At 73.0% G+C, this 22,999-nt stretch carries 19 protein-coding genes and 3 tRNA genes; 11 read left to right on the forward strand and 11 right to left on the reverse strand.

All coding sequences use genetic code 11. From position 1 onward, the window contains the following. The first annotated feature begins 5 nt into the window (after positions 1–5). The 4 genes from OV090_RS36955 (at position 6) to OV090_RS36970 (ending at position 1,087) form a co-directional block, all read left to right on the forward strand. Positions 6–488, forward strand: coding sequence for a hypothetical protein (locus tag OV090_RS36955; RefSeq protein WP_267709427.1), 483 nt, complete (start codon positions 6–8; stop codon positions 486–488). A 362-nt stretch (positions 489–850) separates the two neighbouring features. Continuing rightward, positions 851–924 (forward strand) — tRNA-Glu (locus tag OV090_RS36960). A 7-nt stretch (positions 925–931) separates the two neighbouring features. Then, positions 932–1,004: transfer RNA gene (locus OV090_RS36965), tRNA-Glu, on the forward strand. Positions 1,005–1,015: 11 nt separating this feature from the next. Then, positions 1,016–1,087: transfer RNA gene (locus OV090_RS36970), tRNA-Asn, on the forward strand. A gap of 57 nt (positions 1,088–1,144) precedes the next feature. On the opposite strand, the gene OV090_RS36975 is transcribed toward OV090_RS36970, so the two are convergent. After that, a complete protein-coding gene (locus OV090_RS36975) occupies positions 1,145–2,635 on the reverse strand; it encodes an ankyrin repeat domain-containing protein (RefSeq protein ID WP_267709428.1) in 1,491 nt (496 codons plus the stop codon). 399 nt (positions 2,636–3,034) lie between these two features. Between OV090_RS36975 and OV090_RS36980 the strand changes: the two genes are divergently transcribed. Continuing rightward, positions 3,035–3,661 carry a hypothetical protein gene (locus tag OV090_RS36980; RefSeq protein WP_267709429.1) on the forward strand — a complete coding sequence of 209 codons (627 nt, stop codon included), beginning with the start codon at positions 3,035–3,037 and terminating at the stop codon, positions 3,659–3,661. A gap of 13 nt (positions 3,662–3,674) precedes the next feature. Here OV090_RS36980 and OV090_RS36985 read toward each other — a convergent pair whose 3' ends face one another. The 5 genes from OV090_RS36985 to OV090_RS37005 form a co-directional block, all read right to left on the reverse strand. Continuing rightward, on the reverse strand, positions 3,675–4,658 hold the full coding sequence (locus OV090_RS36985; protein ID WP_267709430.1) for a glutathione S-transferase family protein: 984 nt from the start codon (positions 4,656–4,658) through the stop codon (positions 3,675–3,677). Positions 4,659–4,749: 91 nt separating this feature from the next. Further along, positions 4,750–6,603, reverse strand: a complete 1,854-nt coding sequence (locus OV090_RS36990) for a hypothetical protein (RefSeq protein WP_267709431.1) — start codon at positions 6,601–6,603, stop codon at positions 4,750–4,752. A gap of 246 nt (positions 6,604–6,849) precedes the next feature. Continuing rightward, complete coding sequence (locus tag OV090_RS36995; protein ID WP_267709432.1) at positions 6,850–8,358, reverse strand: hypothetical protein; 1,509 nt, start codon at positions 8,356–8,358, stop codon at positions 6,850–6,852. A gap of 282 nt (positions 8,359–8,640) precedes the next feature. Beyond that, entirely contained in the window at positions 8,641–9,405 is a 765-nt protein-coding gene (locus OV090_RS37000; protein WP_267709433.1) for an SDR family oxidoreductase, read from the reverse strand. After that, on the reverse strand, positions 9,402–10,298 hold the full coding sequence (locus OV090_RS37005) for an NAD(P)-binding domain-containing protein (RefSeq protein WP_267709434.1): 897 nt from the start codon (positions 10,296–10,298) through the stop codon (positions 9,402–9,404). The genes OV090_RS37000 and OV090_RS37005 overlap by 4 nt, the downstream gene beginning before the upstream one ends. Positions 10,299–10,416: 118 nt before the next feature. Between OV090_RS37005 and OV090_RS37010 the strand changes: the two genes are divergently transcribed. Then, complete coding sequence (locus OV090_RS37010) at positions 10,417–11,283, forward strand: AraC family transcriptional regulator (protein WP_267709435.1); 867 nt, start codon at positions 10,417–10,419, stop codon at positions 11,281–11,283. An 18-nt stretch (positions 11,284–11,301) separates the two neighbouring features. Here OV090_RS37010 and OV090_RS37015 read toward each other — a convergent pair whose 3' ends face one another. Then, positions 11,302–13,032, reverse strand: coding sequence for a cytochrome c (locus tag OV090_RS37015; RefSeq protein WP_346660408.1), 1,731 nt, complete (start codon positions 13,030–13,032; stop codon positions 11,302–11,304). A 129-nt stretch (positions 13,033–13,161) separates the two neighbouring features. Further along, a complete protein-coding gene (locus tag OV090_RS37020; protein ID WP_267709436.1) occupies positions 13,162–13,812 on the reverse strand; it encodes a hypothetical protein in 651 nt (216 codons plus the stop codon). Between the two features lie 119 nt (positions 13,813–13,931). Here OV090_RS37020 and OV090_RS37025 point away from each other — a divergent pair, with 119 nt between their 5' ends. Further along, positions 13,932–14,663 (forward strand): VOC family protein, encoded by a 732-nt coding sequence (locus OV090_RS37025; protein ID WP_267709437.1) that lies wholly within the window; start codon positions 13,932–13,934, stop codon positions 14,661–14,663. A gap of 109 nt (positions 14,664–14,772) precedes the next feature. Here the strand turns inward: OV090_RS37025 and OV090_RS37030 are convergent, their stop codons facing one another. Together OV090_RS37030 and OV090_RS37035 are read right to left on the reverse strand one after the other, a co-directional pair. Beyond that, entirely contained in the window at positions 14,773–15,231 is a 459-nt protein-coding gene (locus OV090_RS37030; RefSeq protein WP_267709438.1) for a UPF0158 family protein, read from the reverse strand. 92 nt (positions 15,232–15,323) lie between these two features. Continuing rightward, a complete protein-coding gene (locus OV090_RS37035; RefSeq protein ID WP_267709439.1) occupies positions 15,324–16,970 on the reverse strand; it encodes a hypothetical protein in 1,647 nt (548 codons plus the stop codon). Positions 16,971–17,109: 139 nt separating this feature from the next. On the opposite strand from OV090_RS37035, the gene OV090_RS37040 reads away from it, so the two are divergent. The 4 genes from OV090_RS37040 to OV090_RS37055 are packed head-to-tail and all read left to right on the forward strand — an operon-like array spanning position 17,110 to position 21,230. Next, positions 17,110–18,333, forward strand: a complete 1,224-nt coding sequence (locus OV090_RS37040; protein ID WP_267709440.1) for a hypothetical protein — start codon at positions 17,110–17,112, stop codon at positions 18,331–18,333. Beyond that, on the forward strand, positions 18,330–18,938 hold the full coding sequence (locus tag OV090_RS37045) for a sigma-70 family RNA polymerase sigma factor (RefSeq protein ID WP_267709441.1): 609 nt from the start codon (positions 18,330–18,332) through the stop codon (positions 18,936–18,938). The genes OV090_RS37040 and OV090_RS37045 overlap by 4 nt, the downstream gene beginning before the upstream one ends. Continuing rightward, the gene (locus OV090_RS37050; protein WP_267709442.1) at positions 18,935–19,714 is read left to right on the forward strand and encodes a hypothetical protein; all 780 of its coding nucleotides are present in this window, start codon (positions 18,935–18,937) and stop codon (positions 19,712–19,714) included. Before OV090_RS37045 ends, OV090_RS37050 begins: the two co-directional genes overlap by 4 nt. A 40-nt stretch (positions 19,715–19,754) precedes the next feature. Beyond that, the gene (locus OV090_RS37055) at positions 19,755–21,230 is read left to right on the forward strand and encodes an RCC1 domain-containing protein (protein ID WP_267709443.1); all 1,476 of its coding nucleotides are present in this window, start codon (positions 19,755–19,757) and stop codon (positions 21,228–21,230) included. Here the strand turns inward: OV090_RS37055 and OV090_RS37060 are convergent, their stop codons facing one another. Continuing rightward, entirely contained in the window at positions 21,231–22,844 is a 1,614-nt protein-coding gene (locus OV090_RS37060) for a hypothetical protein (RefSeq protein ID WP_267709444.1), read from the reverse strand. It abuts the gene before it with no gap. Between the last annotated feature and the right edge of the window lie 155 nt (positions 22,845–22,999).

The raw sequence follows: 22,999 nt of genomic DNA on the forward strand, positions 1-22,999 counted from the left end.
AAAACATGTCCATTCGCGCAACCTGCCTGCTCCTCGTCGTCGCCGCCTGCACCAGCGCGGAGCCGCGGCTGCTGCGGCCGCTCGACACCGCCGACGCGACGAGCCCGTGGCAGGAGCGCTGCGGCCGGCGCGTGTGGTCGGCGGCGGCCGAGGCCGGCGAGCCCGGGCTGGCCGACGCCGCGGTGAGCTTCGCGGAGCTGCACGGCGACAACTTCGTCTACTACGCCGTGACGCTGCGCGGCGCGGGGCCGGAGGGCCTCGTGCTGCACATCGATCGCAAGCACCTGCCGCTCGCCGACGAGCACGCGGACGGCTGGCGCCACGAGGTCACTGCGGCGCGGGTCCGCTGGCGCCGCGAGGACGGCATCACCCGCGCCGAGCTCGACGTTCCCGCGAGCGGGCCATGGGCCGAACGGACCCGCGAGCGCCTGCTCGCCGCGGCCGACGCCTGCATCGCCGACGCCTTCGACCCGCCCGCCGCGAAGTGACGGGCGCCGCCGGGACTCCCCGCCCCCGCGAACCTCAGCGCTGATGCCCAGGCCGTCGCGGCTCGCCTGTCCTGCGGGACATCCTCCATGCGGTCACCGGACCGCGAGCCGGAATGTCCACACCCCGCGCGCTTCTGACCTCATACGAATTATCGACGTACCACCACGAATGGACTTGACGCCGCGCCGGACCTCGCGGATACTCCCGATCGCCATGTCGCGCCTCAATCCCAATTCGAGCAATCCTGCTCGCTTCCGCGTCCTCAACGAGGAACGGGAGCTGGAGCGGGTCCTGCGCGGGGTTTGAGAGTGATGGGCCCGCGCAGGAGAATCTCCTCCTCTCTTCATTGAGAGAAACAGACGCGGGCGTCGTCCAACCGGCCAGGATTCGGGAACCTCACTCCCGAGACGCAGGGTTCGAGTCCCTCCGCCCGCGCATCGTCGCTCTGTTCGGCCAGCGGTCAGGCCACCTCGCTTTCACCGAGGTCCGCAGGGGTTCGAATCCCCTACAGAGCAGCACTCCTCCCGGGTCGGTAGCTCAGCGGGAGAGCGATGGATTGTTAATCCATCGGTCGTGGGTTCGATCCCCACCCGGCCCTCTCCGCGGATCCGCGAATCGCATGCTCATGCGATTCGCGGGTCGCAGCATTGGCGCATCACGCCGGCGCCACGAATTTCGCCAGCAGCACCCGGCGGGTCCCGCCGAAGTCGATCGTCAATTTGCGCTGGTCGCCCGCCGCGGCCTCGACTGCGACGATCGTCCCGAGGCCGAACTTGGCGTGGGTCACGCGCTCGCCGACGGCGTGCGGATCGACGGGCTTCGGCGGCGGCGCCTTCGGCCGCGACTCGGCGGCCAGCATCGTGCTACAGGCGCGCGAGTCGGGGGCCGACGAGCGCCGCGCCAGCGCCAGCGCGGTCTTGCCCTCGGGGCCGCGGCGATCGGTCGCGCCGCGGGCCAGCAGGACGCGCACCGCGTCGGCGTTGCCCTGCGAGGCGGCCACGTGCAGAGCGGTCCAACCGTCGACGCCGCCGAGCGAGTGCGTGCGGTCGATGTCGGCCCCGGCGTCGAGCAGCGCGATGATCTCCTCCGCCGACGCGGTCCCGGCCGTGCGCACCAGGCCTTCGGTGATCGCCATCGGCTCGGCGCGCGCGGCCAGCCAGGCGAAGATCGCCACGCCGACCTGCGAGCGCGTGCCCCAGAACGTCGACGCGTCGATCGGCGCGCCTGCGGCCACGATCGCCTCCACCGCGCGACGATCGCCGGAGCGCACCGCGGTGGTCAGCGCCGACATGTGGCCGTTCGGCTCGGCGTCGCGCGGATCGGCCCCTGCAGCCAGGAGCGCCTCGACCAGCTCGGGCCGCCCGCAGCTCGCGGCGAAGAACAGCGCGCCCGGGGTCGCCCGCGCCCCGCGAGCGAGCCGCAGCAGCGCCAGGTCGACCTGCCGGCCCGCGACCTGGGCCGTCAGCCGCCGACGGTGCTCGACCCGCGACAGCCGGGCGCCGCTGAAGAAGCGGTCGAGCGGGCCCTCCTCGGGCGCGTGGCCGTCCGGATCGGCGCCCGCGTCGAGCAGCACCTCCGCGAAGCCGACGTCGCTGGCGTGGTCGAGCGCCGACCAGCCGGCCCGGTCGACCGCGTCGGCAGCGACGCCCGCGGCCAGCATCGCCCGCGCGACCTCGGCCTGCTTGCCGATGCGGGCCGCGTGGTGCAGCGCAGTCGCCCCGTTCTCGTCCCGCGCCGTCGCGTCCGCGCCCGCGGCCAGCAGCATCGCCACGATCGCCAGGGTGCGCCGCGACCGTTCGTCGGCGTCGACGTGATACACCTGGGCCCCCGCGGCCACGAGGACCAGCGAGCCCGGGCCGGCCGGCGCGGCCGCGAACGCCGGCGACAGCGTGCGCCAGAACGACGCCCGCAGCAGCGCCGGCGGGGTGCTGTCGACCCGGGCCCCGCGCGCCAGCAGCAGGCGCACCACCTCGACCTGCAGGTGCCGCACCGCCTCGTACAGCGCGGTCCGGGGGTCGACCACGCCGTGGCGGTTGAGCTGGGCGATGCCGTCGACGTGGGCGCCGCGGGTCAGAGCCGCTGCGATCGCGTCGAGGAGGCCGTCGGCCGCCGCCTCGACCAGCGCGAGCTGCGGATCGATGGGCACCCAGCCTCTGTATCACAGCCCGTCGCACCCGACACAGACATGCTCTTTCGGACATGCTCCTTCGAGCATGCGCGGCGCGTGGCCGCCTTCGCGCTCGCGGCCCGGTCCGCGGATGACTGGCGACGGCAAGCACTCCGAGCGCGGCGGCCACGTCCATCGCCCGGTCGAGGCGTGGATCGACACGGGACCCCGACCGGCAGGGCTCGAAAAAGCGCTCGCAGGCCGATGACCGGAAGGATCCGCGACAGCGTGCTCAGCAGCAGCGAAGTCGACTCACCGAGCCGACACGACGGCGCAGACGTGAGGCGACGAGCGACGCGAGGCGTGCGGGCAGCCCCTCACATGGCGCTCCGAGGCTCGCCGATCGCGGGCCCAGGCGACCGGGTGTTAGGGTTCGCCATGCTCCGCCGATCGCCGCTCCTGCTGCTCCTCATGGCCGCAGCCTGCTTCTCCGACGCGCCGCCCTCGGGCCTGTCGACGAGCGGCAGCGTCAGCGCGAGCTCGACCGGCACGACCGCGCCCGGGCTCGACGCGACCGGCCCCGACTCGACCTCGACCTCGACCTCGACCTCGGGCACGCCGGTGACGACCTCGGCGACGACGACCACCACCGAGGCCCTGACCACCACCGAGGCGACGACGGGCGAGCTGACGACGGACGAATCGACCATGGGCGCGACGGTGACGAGCACGAGCGGCCCGGGCACCACCGACGCCGACCCGTACGCCACCTGCGGGGCCGCGCCGACGAAGTTCGAGTGCTTCGACTGCTGCCGCAGCGAGGGCGACTGGGAGGTGTTCCGCGGCAACCTGGCAGGTTGCGTGTGCCCGGACGCCGAGCACCCGTGCTTCGCCGGTTGCTTCGACTCGCTGTGCAACACCGACACCCTGGCGGAAGCGTGCTTCGGCTGCTTCACCGCGAACGACGCCTGCGTCGCGGAGGCGGTCGACCAGTGCGTGAACTACCCCGAGTGCGCGGCCTACGTCGGCTGCCTCGACGGCGCGGCCTGCTACGACAAGCCGTGAGCCGGCGCCGCGCTCACGACTTCGCCGCGAACGGCTCGCCGCCGAAGCGGCCGCGGTCGTGCTTCTGCTCGAGCGTCGAGATCGGGCCGAGCGGGACGATGCGCGTCGGGTTCACGTGCGGGTGGCTGCGGTAGTAGTGCTCCTTGATGTGGTCGAGCCGGCACAGCTCGGCCACCCCGGGCAATTGATAGAGGTCGCGCAGGTACCCGGACAGCTGCGGGTAGTCGACGATCCGCCGCAGGTTGCACTTGAAGTGCCCGTGATAGACCGGGTCGAAGCGCAGCAGCGTGGTGAACAGGCACAGGTCGGCCTCGGTGACGACCTCGCCGCACAGGAACCGCTGGTCGGCGAGCACGCCCTCCCAGCGGTCGAGCGCCGCGAACAGCTCGCGCACCGCCTCCTCGTACGCGGCCTGCTCGGTGGCGAAGCCGGCCCGGTACACCCCGTTGTTGATGGGCTCGTAGATCTGGTCGATGGTGCGGTCGATGCGGCGCTGCAGCGGCTTCGGGTACAGCGTGATCCGCCGGGTGTGCAGCGCCGCGAACTCGACGTCGAGCATGCGCAGCACCTCGCGCGACTCGTTGCACACGATCGTCGCGCGCTCGCGGTCCCACAGCACCGGCACCGTGGTGCGGCCGCTGTAGCCCGGGTCGGCGCGGAGGTAGATCGAGCGCAGGAAGCGAGCGCCGAAGATCGGGTCGGGGACGCAGCCGTCGCGCTCGGTGAACGCCCAGCCGTCGTCGCCCATGAAGGGGTCGACCACCGAGATCGAGATCGCCTGCTCGAGGCCGAGCAGGCCGCGGGCCAGCAGGGTCCGGTGGGCCCACGGGCACGCGTGGGCGACGTAGAGGTGGTAGCGGCCCGCCACCGCCGGGTGCCCCGAGCTGCCGTCGGCGGTCACGCGCTCGCGGAACTGCGACTCGGAGCGCACGAAGTTGCCGGCCTCGTCCGGCTCGTACCACTTCGTCGTCCACACCCCGTCGATGAGCATGCCCATGGCCCCGGTCCTCCGCGGCCGCAAGCATGATCGAATTCGTCGGCCGGGCCAGCGCCGCGGCCATGCTCGCGGCCCGGCGACGCATGCAGCGTCAGGGCTTGTACCGCCGGAGGCCGGCGAGGATCCCGGGCCCGACGACGAGCTCGCCGCTGACCAGCCCGACCTCCGGCTCGCTGAAGTGCATGTACACGTCGTCGAGGCCGCGCCCGAACGACCGCGGCAGGCTGCCCGCCTCGAGCACGCCGAAGTGGACCAACACGCGCTCGAACCAATCGACGGAGCGGGCGAAGTCGGAGGCCATCAGCACGTTGGCCCCCGAGGCGCGGCGGAGGAGGCCGGTCAACCTCGCGTCGTCGCGCAGCGACGCGCCGCCCTCGCGGGCCGCGAGCGTGCGACGCAGCAGCAGTTCCTCGGCGCCCGGGGCGATGACGAAGTGGACCTGGCCGCCGACCTCGAGCCGGTCGATGTTCAGGCCCTCGGTGACCAGGGACGGCGCGACGGCGCCGAGGTCGTCCGCGGCCTCGGACCCGAGCAGGCGAGACAGGCGGATCGTCCAGCGATCGACCGGGACCCCGTCGATCGCATACGCGCCCGGGGTGAACGACCACGGCAGGAACTTGCTCGCAGCGGCCCCGAGGACCACCTCGGCGGAGAACCGGCGCGTCCACGCCAGCCAGGCGGCGCGCGCGTCGGCGCCGGGGAGCAGCCGGTGCGTCGACAGGATCCCGAGCCCGAGCGGCGAGCCCGGCTGCTCGAGCAGCAGGTGAGCGACGTGCCCGTCGTACAGGGCCGCCTCCTCGGCGACCTCGCGCCCGACGCTCTCCGGGCTCACCCGTGAGCCGCGCAGCGCCGACATGGCCTCGGCGACGGCGCGCTGGCGCAGCTGCACCTCCGGCTCGGTCGCACCGCCGGCGCTGTACATGCTCCACGCCCGCACGGCCCGCAGATCGAGGTTCTGGGCCAGCAGCATGAGCGCACCGTCCGGCAGCGCCTCGACGAACCCCGCGTCGAGCTTGCGCCCGCGCGACACGCTGGCGCCGGGGAAGCGCCCGCCGGCGACCGGCACGAACTGCCACGCCAGCGCCGCGCCGTGGTCGCCGATCGTGAGCGCGAAGCTCACCTGCTCGTGCTCGGCGAGCTCGCGCACGTTGAGGGCGTCGAACTCGCGGTCGGCCAGCTGGAGGATCTCGAACCCGCGGCGGATCGACGCCGGCGCGCTCGCCAGCGTCTCCTCGATGCGCGCCTGCTTGCGCGCGTCGGGCGTGGCCGCGGCGGCCTCGATCACCGCGCCGTAGCGGCCGAACACGTCGTGGCTGAACACCACCACCTCGACGTCGGCGCGGACCTCCGGCGCGCGGGCGACGATGTTGCTCGCCAGGTACGCCTGCGCGCGCGGGAAGAAGTCGCGGGCCCCGCTGATCGCCACGTTCTGGCCGAGCGCGTCGAGGTACAGCGCGGTCCCGCCGGTCACGAGGCCCGCGTGCCCCTCGACGTCCGTGCTCGCGCCGAGATCGCGGACCAGCGCCGCCGCCCCGCCGACGTAGCCGAACGTACAGACGAAGTCGCCCGGATCCTGACCGAGGTCGCCGAAGACGCAGGCGAGTGGGCGCTGCAGGTCGACGCGCGCGGCCACGACGGGGTTCAGCCCGGCGCGTCGCACGATCCGCTCGGTCAGCGCCTCGAGCCGCAGCTTTGGCGCCGAGTACTCCGGGAACACGCGCTCCCGCAGGTCGGCGAACAGCGCGGTCCCGCTCGGGATCAGCACGTGGCCGAGCACCGGGGCGCCGTCGCGCGCGAGGGCGCGAGCGGCCGGTGGTTCGGACGGGCGGGCGGCTTCGGACGCCGCGGACCGAGCCGCCGGCGCGACCGAGGCGCTGTCGTGGCGGCTACAGGAGGGACAGGCGAGCGCTACGAGGACCGGCAGCCCGGCGAGGAAGCGCGACATGTACGGCGGGATCCTTTCAGGGCCGGGCGCGGAGCAGCCAGCCCGAACGATCGCGTAGCGACGGGCCGCGCCGGATCACGCCCCGGCGCATGCGCAAACCCGTGTCAGCGCCTGTCATCGCGTGTGCGACGCCAGCGCACGAGAGTCGGGCGTGAACCACGAGGCGCAGCCTCATCGTCGATCCGCACCTGTCCCTTGGTGCAGATCGCGGCAAGCGGCCCTGCGATGCGAATCGGCGCGGACGCGTCACGGGGTGTAGCTGGTGACGGCGTTCTTGCTGAGGACGTGGAGGCGAGCGTCGGGGCCGAACAGGGCGTCGTAGACGTGCTCCCCGGGCGCCAGCCGGGTCCACACCGGCTCGCCGTCGGGGTCGAGGCGGGCGATGGAATGGGCTTTCTGGTCGCCGAAGACAGCGCTGGCGACGAGGAAGGCGCCGCCGCCGGACGCGGGCACAAGGAGGCCGGGATAGACCCGCCACGGAGCCGGCACGCTCCATTCCTTCCACCACAGCTCGTCGCCGTCGAGGTCGATGGCCAGCAGGTCGTGTTCGGGGCTGCCGGGCTCCTCGAGCCCCTCGATCGAATAGCGCGTGACGGAGACCATGAGCCGATCGCCGGTGAGGACGATGTCGCCGACCTCGACGCCGGCGGGCTCGCCGGGCGAGCGATCGAGCTGCCACAGCGGGGTGCCGTCGCTCGCGAATGCACGCACATGCACGCGAAAGTCGAGCGGCAGATCGTCGGTCGCCTGATAGCGGGGGCCGGCGAGGTAGACCGCGTCGGCGTCGGCGGTGACGCCGGCGTATCGCGTGATCTGCGGGAACTCGAGGGAGTCCTCGGCGAACGACCACAGCAGGTCGCCGTCGCCGTCGAAGCGGTGGACCTGGGCGGTGGTGATACCGCCGGTGAAGCCGACGGAATTGCCGACGAGCACGAAGTCGCCGTTCGGCGCGATCTCGAGGTCGTTCGGGGCGATGCCGATGTCGGGGAGGCGATGATCCCAGACGGGGGCGCCGTCGGGTGAGAACCGGGCGATCCACAGATAGCCGCCGGTGTCGGGCTTGACGATCTCGGTCCACACGACGCCGGCGACGATGATGTCGCCGTTGCTCGCGGTGACGGCGTGCCACGGATCGAGGCCGTTGGGCGCGGCGTCGCCGGTCCACGTCCACTCGGGCTCGCCGGCGGGCAGGTTCAAACGGCGGATTTGCGCGATGTACTGCTGGCCTTGCCAACCGGACGAGCCGAGCACGAGCGCGTGCTCGGAGCCGGGCAACAGGGCCTCGTCGATCGCGGTGAAGCAGTACCAGGCCTGCTGCTGCGGCAGCGCGGGCAGCGGCAAGAGTTCACCCTGATGGCCCGGACCGAGGATGCAGGACGAGAGGCACAGGTCGTCCTCGTCGCGGTCGCCGTCGTCGCAAGCCTCGCCGGGATCGAGGACGCCGTTGCCGCACAGGTCGTCGCCGGTGGTGCCGGTGGTGGTCGTCGTCGTTTCGCCGAGCGTGGTACCGGTGGTCGTGGTCGTCTGCCCGGTCGCCGTGGTCGTGGTCGTGCTCGTGGTGTCGAGCGTATCGCCGACGCCCGCGGTGGTCGTGGGCGCGACCGTGGTGCCGGTGGTGCTGTCGCCGATCGTGCCAGCGGTGCCGTCGGTCGCGTCGCTGCTGCTGCCTGGCGCCTGGTCGGTGGTGGTGGCGCCCGAACCGGGACAGGCCAGGAGGAGCTGCGCGAGGGCGAGGATGCAGGCGCGAGAAGCCATAAAAACCTAGCAGAGCCGCCAGGATACCCCGATGGGAAGGCCCGGCCAAGCGCGCGTGCGCCGTGCCGGTGGCCGATGGCAGCCGTCGCTAGGGTCGCCGGGTTCGTCGCCCACGCGAGGGTCGAGCGTCGCGGCCGATGCCGGCAACGTTCGTCCTTGCGGCCAGCTCGCTGCCGAGCGCCGCCGCGTGGACACCGGCGCGCCGACGAGCACGCAAGGACATGCTCGAATGGGCATGTCCTTTAAAACATGCCCATTGGGGCATTACCTAAAGAGCATGCCCTAAGGTGCATGCTGCTGCGGCGGCGACAGCTGCTGGCCCAGGCCGCCGTCGACGTACAGCTCGGTGCCCGTCGTGAAAGTCGCCGCGAAGGCGAGGAACAGCACCGCGCGGGCCACCTCCTCGGGCGTGCCGATCCGGCCCATCGGCGTGATCGCGTCGCCCTCGCGCTCGAAGGCCGCGCGCTCCTCGGGCGTGCTGCTGGCGGTGCCCATCGTCGGCGTGCGGATGAAGCCGGGGCTGACGGTGTTGACGCGCACGCCTCGCGCCAGCAGCTCGGCCGCCATCACCCGCGCGAACGCGCCGATGGCCGCCTTGCTGGCCGAGTAGACCGCCATGCCCGCGGTCCCGCTGGTGCTGGCGATCGAGGTCGTGAACACGATCGCCCCGCCCTCGCGCACCAGCGGCGCCAGCCGTTGCGCGGTGAAGAACGCCCCGCGGGTGTTGACCGCGAACGTGCGGTCGTACGACGCCGCGGTCACGCGGTCGAACGGCTCGAGCTCGGCCACCCCGGCGTTGATGAACAGCAGGTCGATCGCCCCGAGGCGCGCCCGCACCTGCTCCACCAGGGCGTCGATCGCCTCGAGGTCGGCGATGTCCGACGCCACCACCCGCTCGCCGAGCTCGCGCCTCGCCGCCGCAGCGCTCGCCTCGCGGCCGGTGACCAGCGCCTCGGCCCCGCCGGCGAGCAGCAGCTCCGCCGTCGCCAGCCCGATCCCGTGCGTCCCGCCGACGATCACCGCCTGCTTGCCCGCGTACGCGCTCATCGCTCCGCTCCTTCCGCGGCCGACGCCGCCCGCAGCACCTTGATCATCGCCGCCGGCGCCTCCTGGCCGAGGCCCGCCGCCATCCCGCGCTGGAACATCGCCGCCGCGAAACCGGGGAAGCTGGCGTCGATCGCCGCCTCGCGGGCGTGTCGTCCGAGCAGATCCATGCTGCGCCAGCAGATCTCGAGCGAGGCCTCGGGCGCCTCGTAGCGGCCGTGGTGGATCGCCTCGGCGTCGATGCGGATCATCTCGCCCATCGCCGGTGCGGTCGCGGCCATCACTTCGCCGAGGCTGTCGACCGGCAGCCCCTCCGACTCCATCAGTCGGGCCCCGTGGTAGAAGCCGAGCAGCGCCCCGAACAGGCTGGCGAGCACGCCGAAGTCGAGCGCCGCCGCGGCGCCCGGCGGCTCGCCGGCGAAGCGGACCGCGCCCATGTCGGCGAGCAGCGCCTGCGCGGCCGCGAACGCCTCCGGCGCGCCCGACGTCATGATGTTCGCGTGCGGTCCGCCGATCTGGCTCGGCACCGCCAGGATCGCGCCGTCGAGGTAGCGCGCGCCTCGGGCAGTCGCCCACCCCGCGAGCTCGCGCGCCTCCTGCGGCGTGCCGGTGCTGAGCTGCACCAGAGTCTTGCCGGCGAGCTCGACCGACTCGAGCAGCGAGCGGGTCGCCGGGTAGTCGGTGACGCACACGATCACGACCGGGCTGGCCGCCACCGCCGCGGCCACGCTCCCGGCCACCGTGACGCCGGCGGCCTCGAGCGGCGCCGCCTTGGCCGAAGTCCGATTCCAGACAATGATGCGGCGGCCCTTCGTCGCCGCCGCGCGAGCGAGGGCCACGCCCATCGCTCCCAGGCCGATCAGGGCGGCCTCGTGGGTTGTGGAGTGCGAATGCATGCCCCCAGAGATAGGCCGCCCGCCCTCCGTCGTCGCGCACGTTCGGACGCGACCCCGACACGATCGGACACCGATCCGCGGGTCAGGTCGCCCGCGCCCTCGGGTAGGATCGTCCCCCATGCCCGGGACCGAGACGATCGCGGCGCGCACCTCCCTCACTCCGAGCCTCGGCCTCGAGACCTTCGCGGCCGGGTTGGCCGTCCTCGCCGAGTCCGCCGACCACCGCGTGCGCATGCACGTCGGTCGGCCCGCGCGCGGCCAATGCAAGCACCATCGATTCGTCCACACCGCCGGCGAGATCGACGTGTTCCCCGCCGGCGTCGCCGACGAATGGCATCAGGCCGAGGCCAGCACCGCGCTCGTCGTGTCGCTGACGCAGTCGCTGCTCGGCCGCGCCGCCGCGGAGACCGGCCGCGATCCGGCACACCTCGAGGTGCCCCAGCGCCACCAGATCCGCGATCCGCAGATCGAGCACATCGTCCGGGCCCTCGACGCCGAACACGCGGCCGGCCGCCCGGGCGGCGCGCTGTTCAGCGAGAGCCTCGGCCTGGCGCTGGCCGTGCGCTTGCTCGATCCGGTGGCCGCCCCGCCCCGCCCCGCCCGCGGCCTGACCCCGCAGCAGCTGCGGACCATCACCTCTTACATCGAGGAGCACCTCGATCACGACCTGTCCCTGGCGACCCTCGCCGACGTCGCAGGCATCAGCGCCTCGCACCTCAAGACCCTGTTCCGCCGCTCGCTCGGCCTGCCGGTCCACACCTACGTGATCCACCGCCGGGTCGACCGCGCCCGCGCCCTGCTGCTGCGCGGGCGCATGGCCGCCAGCCAGGTCGCGCTCGAGGTCGGCTTCTCGCACCAGAGCCACATGGCCCGCTGCATGCGCCGCGTGCTCGGCGTGACGCCGACCTCGCTCACCCGCGCGACCGGCGAATTGAAGTCGGCCAATTCGAGCCCCTCGCTCGCCGCCTCGAAGCACGAGCTGTGAGCGCGTCGCGGCGAGCCGTCACAGCGTCTTCAAGTATTCGACCAGCGCCCGGCGGTCGTCCTCGGCCAGCTGGGTCCCGTACTCGTGGCCGCGGTTCGAGTTGCCCTTCACCGCAGTGTCGACCACGAACGGGCCCTCGCCGTCGCTCACGTAGCCGACCTTGTGCGGGTCGAACTCCCAGCGACCGACGGCGAAGCGCGCGGGTCGCTGCGCCGCCGGCAGCAGCAGGTCGTGCAACGTCGGCACCGAGCCGTTGTGAAGGTACGGCGACGACGCCCAGATCCCGTTGAGCGGGCGGGCCTTGTACGCCTGCAGCGACACCGTCGGGTCGCTGTCGCTGCGCGGGTGGTCGCCCTGCTTCGGCGTCTTCACGAGCTCGTGCCGCTTCGCGTTGACGATCGCCCGCCCCACCGCCACGGGGTTTTTCGCCAGCGAGCGCGCGACCAGGTCGCCGAGCAGCGTCAGCGCGGTCAGCTTCGCCCCGTAGCGCTCGCCCTGCGGCGACACTGCGCCCTCGAGCATGCCCGCGGGCACGCGCGCGTCGGCGACGTTGCGCGCGCTGGTCGGGTCGGTGCCGACGACCTCGAGGCCGGTGATCTGCGCGACCACCCGCCGGTCCGGGTCGGCGCGATCGATCAGCGCGTGGCACGACACGCACTGCTGCTCGTACAGCTCCGCCCCGCGGGCTGCCAGCGCGCGGTCGATCGCCGGCAGCACCTCCTCCGGCCACACCGGCGACTGCAGCCGGCGCAGGCTCTCCTCCATCGCCACCAGCGCGTTCATGTCGATCGTCGATTCATAGCCGCGCCGCGCCTCCTTCTCCGTCTCGTAGTGCCGCGGCTCGACGCGCCCGAACACCCCGATCACCTCGCCCGCGTTGCGCCCGAGCGAGCCGGCCTCGGCGTTGGCGGCGAAGCCGATCCATTGCACATAGTCGTGGCGCGGCGCGTCCCACAGCAGCGGGTAGCTGGTCGGCGCGTTCGGCTCGAGGCTGTTCTGCGCCCCGCTGGTGAAGCGGATCGCCTGATTGATGATCCTGCCGATGGCGTCCATGCGGCCGAAGCCCTCGGTCGTGGTCGAGTGATTGGCGGCGTTGTAATCGGAGAACCACGCCAGAGTCGCCTGCAGGCTGGTGCGAGCCGCCGCGCGGGCCGCCTCGTCGGCGCCGCCGCCCGTCCGCGCCGCGGCGAAGCGCGCCAGCTTGGCCTCGTCGGCCAGCGTCGCCCGCAGCGCCGCCTCGACCTCGCGCAGGAACCCGGCCACGTCGGCCAGCGCCGGCGCCCCGTCGATGCGGATCGCGGTGCCGCGGTAGTTGACCTGCGACGTGTGACAGGCCGCGCAGGTCAGGCCGACCTGGTCGTCGTGGCGCGCGAACCCGACCGGCAGGCCGTCGGGGTTGTTCGGCGTCGCGTACTGATTCAGGAAGCGAAACCGCGTCATGTGCTCGGGGCTGACGAACGGCTGCTCGCTGCCGACCTGCTCGAGGTGGAGCAGCGTGTCGTACGGCATCAAGACCGAGCCCTGATCGGCGTGGTAGAACCACAGCGTCTCGGCCGGGCCCCAGCCCTGCTCGAGGTACACCAGCTCGGTCGCCCCGTCGCCGTACGCGTCGTGCGCGAGCACCCGGGCCGAGCGCTCGCGGAGGCCCTCCAGCAGCCCCGGCGGGCCCTCGTCGGCCGAATCGGCCGCCCCGCGCGAACACGCCAGCGATAACACCAAAGGAATGACTTTGACGATCCATCGCGCCACGACACGCTCCTCGATACGGACCGTGAAGGGGTAACATGCCGGCCCCGGCGCGAAAATGGCGGAAGATCGGTCAACCGGTGGCACATTCCGGCCACCTCGCCGGACGGCGCCGCGGCCGGCCTGCGCGGCTCATTTCGGCACGAACTTGGGCCGGGCGCCGACGCCCTCGATGCGCGTGTAGCCGGTGGGCTTGCCATCCTCGTCGGTGCGCACGCAGACCTTCTTCAATCCGAGCAGGTACTCCTGCAAGCCGACCTCCGGATCGATGAGGAAGCGGCAGCAGCCCTGCTTGCAGTCGATCTGCTCGCCGAAGTCCCACAGGCCGAGGATCGCGCCCTTGCGCAGGTCACGGTCGAGGGCGATGAGGCCGTCGAGGCCGATCACCTTGGTGGTCTTGCCCGGCTCCGTGCCGTCGCACACCCCGCAGTCCATGGCCACCTCGATCTCCGACGTCTGGTCGAGCAGCGCCGGCACCGGCGCGTCGCGTTCGGACAGCCACGCCGCGAGCTGGCGCGCCGCCGCCTCCGCGGTCGCCGGCACGGGCGCTCGCGGCACGATGTCCGCCTCCGTCACCGCAACTGCCTCCACCTCTGCATCCGGAGCGGGCGCCTCGTCGACGGCGGGCTTCGCTGCGGAATCCTCCTCGACCGCGACTTTCGCCTCCTCCGCCCGGACGACGACGGTGCCCTCGGTCACGACATTGCCGCGAACGGCGGGCTCGCCGCAACTCACGAGTACGAGCAGCGCCGAGAACATCCACGACAGGTTCGGTGATCGCATTGCTTTGAAAACGGCCCCGTCGAGGTTCGTACCACCGGCCTCCCGCGCCGCAATCGTGGCGGGGCGACGCCGTGGCCCGCGCTTCTGCTACCCTGCGCGCCGCCCCCAGGAGCCCCGCGATGCACACGTTCTGCTGGTACGAGCTCAGGACCACCGACCCGGCCGCCGCGCGAGCCTTCTACGTCGACGCAGTCGGCCTCGTCGTCGCCGCGGGCGACGCCCGCTGGCGCCTGCGTTCGGACGGGCCCGAGCTGGGCGAGTTTGCCACCCTGCCGGCGCAGGCGGCCGCTCGCGGCGCCCCGGCGCACTGGCTCGGCCACGTCGCAGTCGCCGACGTCCCCGCCGCGGTCCAGCGATTCGTCGCTCTCGGCGCGAGCCCTCTGGGACCTGTGCAGACGCGTCCCGGGGGTCACCTCGTCGCCGCGCTGCGCGACCCGCTCGGCGCAGTGCTGGCCGTCACGTCGCGGCCCGCGACCCCCGCGAAGCTCGCCTGGTGTGATCTACACACCCGCGATTCCGCCCCGGCCGCGGCGATCTATGCATCGATGTTCGGCTGGGCGTCGGGTCCATCGCACGACCTCGGGCCGCTCGGCACCTACCGCGAATTCGCGTGGCAGCCCGGCGGCCCCGGCGTCGGCGGCATGTCCGACGCGGCCCGGCGCCCCGAGGTCCACACTCACTGGTTGTACCACTTCGCGGTCGCCGACCTCGACGCGGCCCTGGAACGCGTGCGCAGCGGCGGCGGCCGAGCGCCGGGCGAGCCGATGCGAACCCCTGACGGCGCGCGCGTGGCCGCCTGCGAGGACCCGCAGGGCGCCGCGTTCGCGCTGCACGAGGCCGCTCCGGGCTGAGCCGCATCCGCTGCCTCGAAGCAGCGGCTGCGATGCCGCAGATGCATCAAGCACGCTGCGTCGTCGCTCTCGCGGAAATATAGCGAGTGATTCGCGCCGGCGCCCGCCTTCAATCGCGCCGGGCCCACGGCGGCGCTGCGCGGACCGGCAGGTCGCGCGCCGCGAACCATTGCTCGATCGCCCGGCGCAGCGCCCTCGCGTGATACGCGAACCACCGCTCGCGCTCCTGCGGCGCCGTCAGCAGCGCGTCCTTGAAGCGGCGGAACGGCGCGCGGCCCTCCAGCGCGCGCAGCAGCCGCTCGCGCAGCAGCACGTCGCCGACCTCCTCCGTGGCGAAGCGGGCCATCCACTGGTATTGCTCGTGCGACGGCAGGCGATCGATCTCGAGGTAGCGCTGCGGGTCGGAGTCGATCCGCTCCCGCTCGCCGGGGTCGTCCTCGAACGGCCCGGTCACGCACACCTCGCCCGTCATCGTATCGTAGTAGGAGCGCGACTCGAGGTCCGCGCATTCGAACGCGAACTCGAAGGAGTCCCAGTCGGGCGTGGGGGCGTCGGCGGCGAGGCGCATGCCCTCGCATTTGGCGCGAAACCGCGCGCGGCGTCAAGCATTTTGCGCGAATCCGCGCCAAAAGGCGCGAACTCGCCCGTCTGCGCGACAATTCAGCGATCGGTCTCCGGGTGGACGAAGGCCCGGCGGCGGCCGTGATCGGCGCGGCGGAGGGTGTGCATTTCGGGGGGCGGCGCCGGGGCACCATTGGCTCCGCCGGCGTCGGCCGGGCACAACCACGGCAGGCCGCCCTCGCCCTTGGCCTCCTCGACCGCGAGGCCGGCGAATCGCACCTGCGGGTCGGTCGACGTCGCCGAGCCGAGCGCCACGGTCAGCGCCGCGTTCGGCACCGTCAGCACGATCGAATAGTCCTGGGGGAACGCGCACGGCGTCGCCACCGCGGCCAGCGCGGTCTGCTCGGAGACCTCGATCGTCACCATCGACGGCGGGTCCAGCACGGCCGACAGGTTCAGCAGCACCTCCGATTGCTGCGGCTCGGCGGCCAAATAATAGAACCCGCCGACCCCGAACGAGCCGATGATCCAGTCGAAGCGGACCGCGATGCGCGTGTAGTCCGGGTCCTTCATGTGGGCCAGCATCGGCTCGATCTGCTCCCCCACAGTCGCGTTGCGCTCGGCCACCGCCGCCTGCGCGGCGGCCTGCGCCGCGGGGTCGTCGACCTGCGGCGTGCCGGCCAGCTTCCCCAGCAATTGATCGGCCGGACCGGCGCCCTTCTCGACCGCCAGCTCCCAGTCGGGCACGCCGGCGCGGCGCAGCAGCAGGCCGGCGACCACGCCGAGCTCGTAGGGCTCGAGGTCGCTGCCATAACCCGCGCCGCTGCTGAGGAACAGCCCGTCCGGCAGGTGCGACAGCGCCAGGGCCAGCACCTCCGCGTCGGAGGCGTCGCACCCGAGCTCGGCGATCGCGCTCATGATCAGGCTGACGTACTCGGCCGAGCCCTCGGTGCAATCATAGCTGCGGATCGTCTTCATCTCGGCCGCGTACTCGGTCTGCAGGCGCGTGTACCAGTGCGCCGCCGCGTCCATGCCGGCGCCCTCGGCCAGCACCTCCGCCGCCAGCGCCCCGATCAGCTGCCGCCGCAGGTAACGCGGCTCCCACGGCTCCGGGTAGGGCGCCGAGCGGCTGCCCGCGCCGGTGCTCCAGTCGTCCTGATCGCCGAGGAAGTGGAAGCCCTCGTGGAACATCAGCGACGCGGCGAAATCGGGCCACAGCGTGCCGCCGTTGTTCACCCACCACTCGTTCTGCGCCTGCGTCTGGTCGAGCGAGATGCCCAGCGACTTGACGCCGTCGAGCTCGCTCACGTTGAAGTACGACGTCCACTCCGGCGGCAGCTCGTCGAGCGGGCGCTCGCTGACCACCGGCGGCGCCCCGTCCCCGCTCTGGTCGTTCCACACCCACGCGAGGTCGTCGAGCTCCGACGTCAGCACCACCTGGCGCTGGCGGTAGTTGGCCGCGACGTCCGGCCACGCGCGCTCGGGGCAGCGGTACATCGCCTCGTCGAGGGCCGCCAGCAGCCGCTCGACCCGGGTCTGCGGCTCGCTCTCGGGCCTGTCCTCGGGGACAGGCACGTCGACGCTGGTCGCCCCGGTGTCGTCATCGCCGCCGAGTGTCGCCGCGCCGCTGCTCGTGGTCCCCGAATCGGTGGGGTCGGCCATCGGCGCGCCGGAGTCGCCCGGACAGCCGGCGAGCGCGGCGCTGGCGACGAGCACGACGCGGGCGGTTCGAATCGATGCGGTCATACGATTTCAAGCGTCACACCACTCGCAATGTTGTCCAGGCGACGCGGCGCCGCCGAGACGACCGCTGTCGGATCCACCACAACACCGGCCGCGCGGCGGTCGCAGCTCGCCGCGCCGGTCCTGATGTAGGATGGCGACGGTGACGGATCGATCCGGCACAGCGAGACCGGCGACCCGCAGGTCGTCGATCGTGGCGCTCGCGGCCGCGGTGCTCGTGCTGCCGGCGACGGCCGCCGGCGCCGACGACTCGTGGCAATTGTCGTGGCAGGCGCCGCCCGAGTGCCCGCGCGCGGCCGAGATCGAGGCGCGGGTGACGGCGCTGCTCGGCGGCTCACCCGGCGGACCGCAGCTGCGGGTGCGCGCCGCGGTCGAGCGCACCGGCGACGAGTGGCGGCTCCGCCTGCTCGCGCGCCGCGGCGGCGCCAGCCAGCGCCGGGTCCTCCGCCACCGCGACTGCGCCACCCTCGGCGAAGCGACCGCGTTGCTCGTCGCGCTCGCCGTCGACCCGGTGGGCACGAAGATCGACCCGCGGCTCATGGCCCTGCTGCGCGCCCCCGCCGGCCCCGCAACCCCGCCGCGGACTGCGACGCCGGTGCAGCCGGCCACGCGTGAACCTGAACCTTGGGTCAGCCAGCTCGTGATCGATGTACCCGTCGAGCGACGATCGCCCGCCGCGTCGACGCCGAGCCCCACACCGTCGCTCACCCCGGCCCCGTCGCCCGCGACCGCTGCCGCTCCCACACCGTCGCCCACACCCGTCAGGCCCGCGACCGCGACACCTGCGGCCGTCGCGAGCCCCGCGCCTGCGCCCGCACGCGCTGCGCTCGAGCGGTGGGCCGCGCTGCGGATCGGCGGCGGCGCGGCCCTCGGGGCGACCCCCGGCGTCAGCGGCGGCTTCGTCGGCGCCGCGGGCCTCGGCCTCGGCCGACGCGGCCGCCTCGAGCTGACCGCGAGCTGGTGGGCGCCGACGCGGACCCGCCTCGCGGCGAGCCCCGGGGCCGGCGCCGACGTCTCGCTCGCCACCGGGGGCCTGCGCGGCTGCTTCGCCCCCGGCCGCGCATGGCTCGAGGTCCCGCTGTGCCTCGGGGTCGAGTTCGGCAGCATGCGGGCCCGCGGCTTCGGCGTGGCGGACGCTCGCGTCGAGCGCAGCCTGTGGTCGGCGCTGACGCTCGGGGCCGCGGTCGCGCTGGTGCCGGCGCCGCGCTGGGCGGTGTGGTTGGCGGTCGACGGCCACCTGGCCCTTAACCGGCCGCAGTTCTTGATCGACGGCGGCGGCGAGGTGTGGCGCGGCGGCCGGGCCGGCGTGCGCGCGACGCTCGCGCTCGAGGTGAGGTTCCGCGCCATGAAGTCGCGACTGCCGTGACGGAATCCCTCGAGCGGCGGACACAGGGCGGCGTGATGGCCGACGCGCTGCTGCCCGCGACCGCCGCCGAGCCCGCGGAGCCCGACCGCACCCCGGTCGCCCCCGCGGCCGCCCCGCGGATCGACGAGGTCTTCCGCGCCCACCACGACTTCGTGTGGCGCTCGGCCCGGCGCCTCGGATGTCCCTCGGGACAGGTCGACGACGCCGTCCAGGAGGTGTTCCTGATCGCCGCGCGCAAGCTCGCCGAGCTCGCGCGGCCCGAGGTCGTGCGCGCCTGGCTGTTCCGGGTCGTCGTCCACGTCGTGCGCAACCATCGGCGCAGCCACCAGCGCCGCGAGCAGCGCCAGGCCGTCGCCGTCGGCTTCCAGCCCGACTGCGCCCCCGACCCGTCGCGCCGCTACGAGGCCGCCAGCGAGCTGTTCGAGCTGCTCGAGCGGCTCGACGACGACCGCCGGGCCGTGTTCGTGCTCGCCACCTTCGAGCAGATGACCGCCCCCGAGATCGCCGCCGCCCTCGACGTCAAGCTCAACACCGTCTACTCGCGGCTCCGCAGCGCCCGCGAGACGCTCGAGCAGGCCGTCACCGCCCGCCGGAGGACGCCGTGAACGATCCGAAGCAGCTGCTCGAGCAGTGGATCGACGCCGAGCGGGCCGCCGAACCCTCGCCCGCCACCCGCGCGGCCAACTGGGACGGCCTCCAGAGCCGCCTCGCGGCTGCAGCGGCCCCGACCGCGACCGCCGCCGGCGGCTTCGGCAAGCTGTTGGCCGCCGTCCTCGCCGTCGGCGGCGCCGGTCTCGTCGCCCTCGCGCTGACCCGCGGGCCCGCGCCGGACGCGGCGACGACGGATGCACATGTCCTCGAGGACAGGGATACGCCTCCGGCGGAAGAACCTGTCTCCGAGGACATGCATGCTTCCGCTGCATCTGTCCCGCAGGACATCCAAGCCCCGCACCTCGCACCCGTCCAGGCTCGCACCCCACATGTCCCGGAGGACATGCTGATCCCACCAACACCTTCGCCCGAGCCTCACACACCACATGTCCCCGAGGACATGCCCGAATCAACACTCGGATGGGACGCCGAGCTCGCCCTGCTGCAGCGGACGCAATCTGCCCTGCGCGACGGCCGGGCCGCCGAGGCCGTCGCCCACGCCGACGAATACCGCCAGCGCTGGCCGCGAGGCGTGTTCATCGAGGAGATCGAGGCCGCGCGGGTGCTCGGCCTGTGCGCTCAGGACGACCCCGCCGCCGCGCGCAAGGCCGCCGCCGGCTTTCACCGCGCCCGGCCGCACTCGCTGTACGCCGCCAAGATCGACCAGAGTTGCCCCGGCTCGCGCGCCCGCGCGCGACGGACCGACGAAGCAGCGGACACCACGCATTAGAGGACGCCGCATGCGTATCCACTGTATCCCCGCCTTCGCCTTGTCCCTCCCCCTCGCCGCCTGCGGCCCCAAGCTGCTCGGCAGCCTCGACACCGACAGCGCCTCCGAGCCCGCGAGCACCGGCGAGACCACGCAGGCGCCCGGCGACGCGAGCACGACCACTGCCGCCCCCCCGAGCACCACCGGTAGCGACGACACAACCACCACCACCGCCCCGCCCGACACGACCCTCGCCACCGACACGACCGAGAGCACCTCGACCTCCGGTGGTTCCTCCTGCGAGGATTGCCCGGCGGTCCTGCAGGTCGCAGGCTCCGGCAATCACACCTGCGCCCTGGTGGAGGGCGGCCGCCTGCGCTGCTGGGGCCTCGGCCAGTACGGCGCGCTCGGTTTCGGCAATACGCAGAACATCGGCGACGACGAGCTCCCCGCCGGGGTCCCCGACGTCGACGTCGGCGGCGAGGTCGTCGAGGTCGTCGCGTACGGCGGCGGCGCGGTCACCTGCGCCCGCCTCGCCACCGGCGACGTCCGCTGCTGGGGCGGCGAGACGCTCTTCGAGGGGCTCCTCGGGCGCAAAGACCCGGCGTGGATCGGCGACGACGAGCTGCCGTCCTCGATCGCCCCGATCGACATCGGCGGCCCCGTCGTTCAGCTCACCCTCGGCAGCTCGCACGCGTGCGCCCGACTCGAGGGCGGCGCAGTCCGTTGCTGGGGTGCCGGGACCGACGGGCGCCTCGGCTACGGTAATCCTCAAAACATCGGCGACGACGAAGATCCGGCCGACGCGGGCGACGTCGACGTCGGCGAGCCGGTGCTTCATATCGCCGCCGGCGGCGTCCAGACCTGCGCCCTGCTCGCAGGCGGCCGCGTCCGCTGTTGGGGCAATGGTGCCAACGGCGCCCTCGGCTACGGCATCTTCGATCCCGAGGGCCCGCCTCAGGACGCGTGGATCGGCGACGACGAGACGCCCGCGTCGATGGGCGACGTGCCGGTCGGCGGCTTCGTCACCCAGATCGTCACCGGCGTCGCGCACACCTGCGCCCTGCTCGACACCGGCGGCGTGCGCTGCTGGGGCGAGCACGACTTCGGCGGCCTCGGCTACGGCCCGGCGATCGAGGGCGAGCCCGCGATCGGCGACGACGAGACGCCGGCGTCCCTCGGCGACATCCCGCTCGACCACCCCGCGATCCAGATCGGGGCCGGCTACGACCGCACCTGCGCGCTGCTCGACACCGGCGCCCTGCGCTGCTGGGGTTACAATTGGTACGGCGCGCTCGGGATCGCCAGCTCACTGACCGACACCAAGTTCATGACCCCGCTCGAATTGCCCGACGTCCTGGTCGGCGGCGACGTCGCCTCGATCGACCTGTCGTTCGAACAGACCTGCGCGATCCTGACGACCGGCGCCTTGCGCTGCTGGGGGCGCAACTTCTGGGGCGAGCTCGGCTACGGCCACACGCAAGACATCGGCGACGACGAGCACCCCGCCGACGCCGGTGACGTGCAGTACCTCTGATCACCAGCTCTCGAACGGCAGGATCGCGTCCTTCGTCAGCGCGTAGACCCGCTCGGGCGGGCCGAAGAACAGCAGGTCGCGCACGTCGCCGCCCGGCCGCTTCGTCGTCCACAGCACCGCCCCGTCCTCGTCGATGCGGAACACCCGCGTGCGCGACTCGTCGCCGTCGTGCTCGCCTGTGCCGATGAACATCCCGCCGAACGGCTCGCTGTCGACCGGCCCGGCGTGGACCGCCCAGCCGTCGGGCGGCGCCCACTCATTCCACCACTGCTGCGCGCCGTCGGCCGCCGCGAACTTCGCGTAGCCGAGCACGCTGTCCTCGGGGACATCTCCGTCGAATTGCGTCATCGCCACCGCCAGCGCAGTCTGGCCCGTCACGGTCACGTCGGACGGCAGCGCGTGCGCGTGCGTCGGCGACGGCAGGGTCGCCTCCCACAGCACCAGGCCGTCGGGCGTCAGCGCCTCGAGGAACACCTGATCGGAGGACGCGTCGTCGGCGTGGCGCTCGCCCACCGCGTAGATCATGCCGCTGTTGTCCTCGATCGCCACCCCGCGGTAACGGACGCTCCAGCCGACCCCGACCGGCGCGTCGTGCTGCCACATCAACGCCCCCGCGCCGTCGAAGCGGAGCACCCACGCCCCGGCCGTGCCGGCCGCATGATTGCCGACCAGCGCGATGTCCCCGCCCGACCAGTTCATGTCGGTCACCGCGATCGGCAGCTCGGGGAACTCCAGCGACCACTCGGTCGAGCCGTCGCCGCCGACGCTGGTCTGCCACAGGTGCCCGCCCGAGCCCGGCTCCTGCGCCTCGGTGTCGATCATCCCGGCGACCACCACGTGCCCCTGGACCCCCTGCGCCTGCAGCGGCACACGCCCGTGCTCGCCGGCCCACTCGGTGATGTCCCAGAACGCCGGATCGTCGCCGCCGGGCAGCGACACCTCGAACAGCTGCGACGCGGTCTGCTCTTCGGGCCCGAAGTCCGCCAGGGCGCGGCCGACGATCATCGCCGACGCGTCGAGGAACCACCCCGGCAGCGGCGCCATGCAGCGCAGGTCGTCGGCCTGCGCGGGCTTCGGCAGCACCAGCGGATCGACCGGCGCGCCCATGCCGAGCTCGCAGGTCGGCAGGCAGCCGTCGTCGTCGTCGGCGTTGCCGTCGTCGCACGCCTCGCCGGGCTGGACGACCCCGTCGCCGCAGCCCGGCGGCCCGCCCGAGGTCGACGTGTCCGGCCCGGTGCTCGTCGACGTGTCCTCGCCCGTCGTGCTCGTCGACGTCGTGTCCTCGCCCGTCGTGCTCGTCGACGTCGTGTCCGTCGTGCTCGTCGTCGTCGTGTCCTCGCCCGTCGTGCTCGTCGACGTGTCGGTCGCGCTCACGCCCTCGGTGGTCGTGCTCTCGCCCGTCGTCGTGCTCTCGCTGGTGTCGCCGGTGGAGCTCGTCGTGCCGGTCGGCAGGCTGGTGGTCGGCGGGTCGCCGCCCGTCGACGGATCGGTCTCGCTGCCCGAATCGGTCGCGGTCGCGCCGTCGGTCTCGGTGTCCCCGGGGACAGGTTGCGAAGGACAGGCCGTCAGCAGCCCGCCGACGAGGATCGCGGTCGAACGATAAACAATCGCCATTCTTCATAAAGTACGCGCGGGCCCTGCCGCCGACAAGCCGCGGGCCATACGCGCCCGCCACGCGATCCGCCCGATCGACGAATACGCGTACGGTCATGCCTGCCCCTATTTCGATTCGCCGGCCTCAATGACCACAGCGCGGTTCATCGCTGCGA

The organism is Nannocystis sp. RBIL2, assembly GCF_026626745.1.
Lineage (GTDB): Bacteria > Myxococcota_A > Polyangia > Nannocystales > Nannocystaceae > Nannocystis.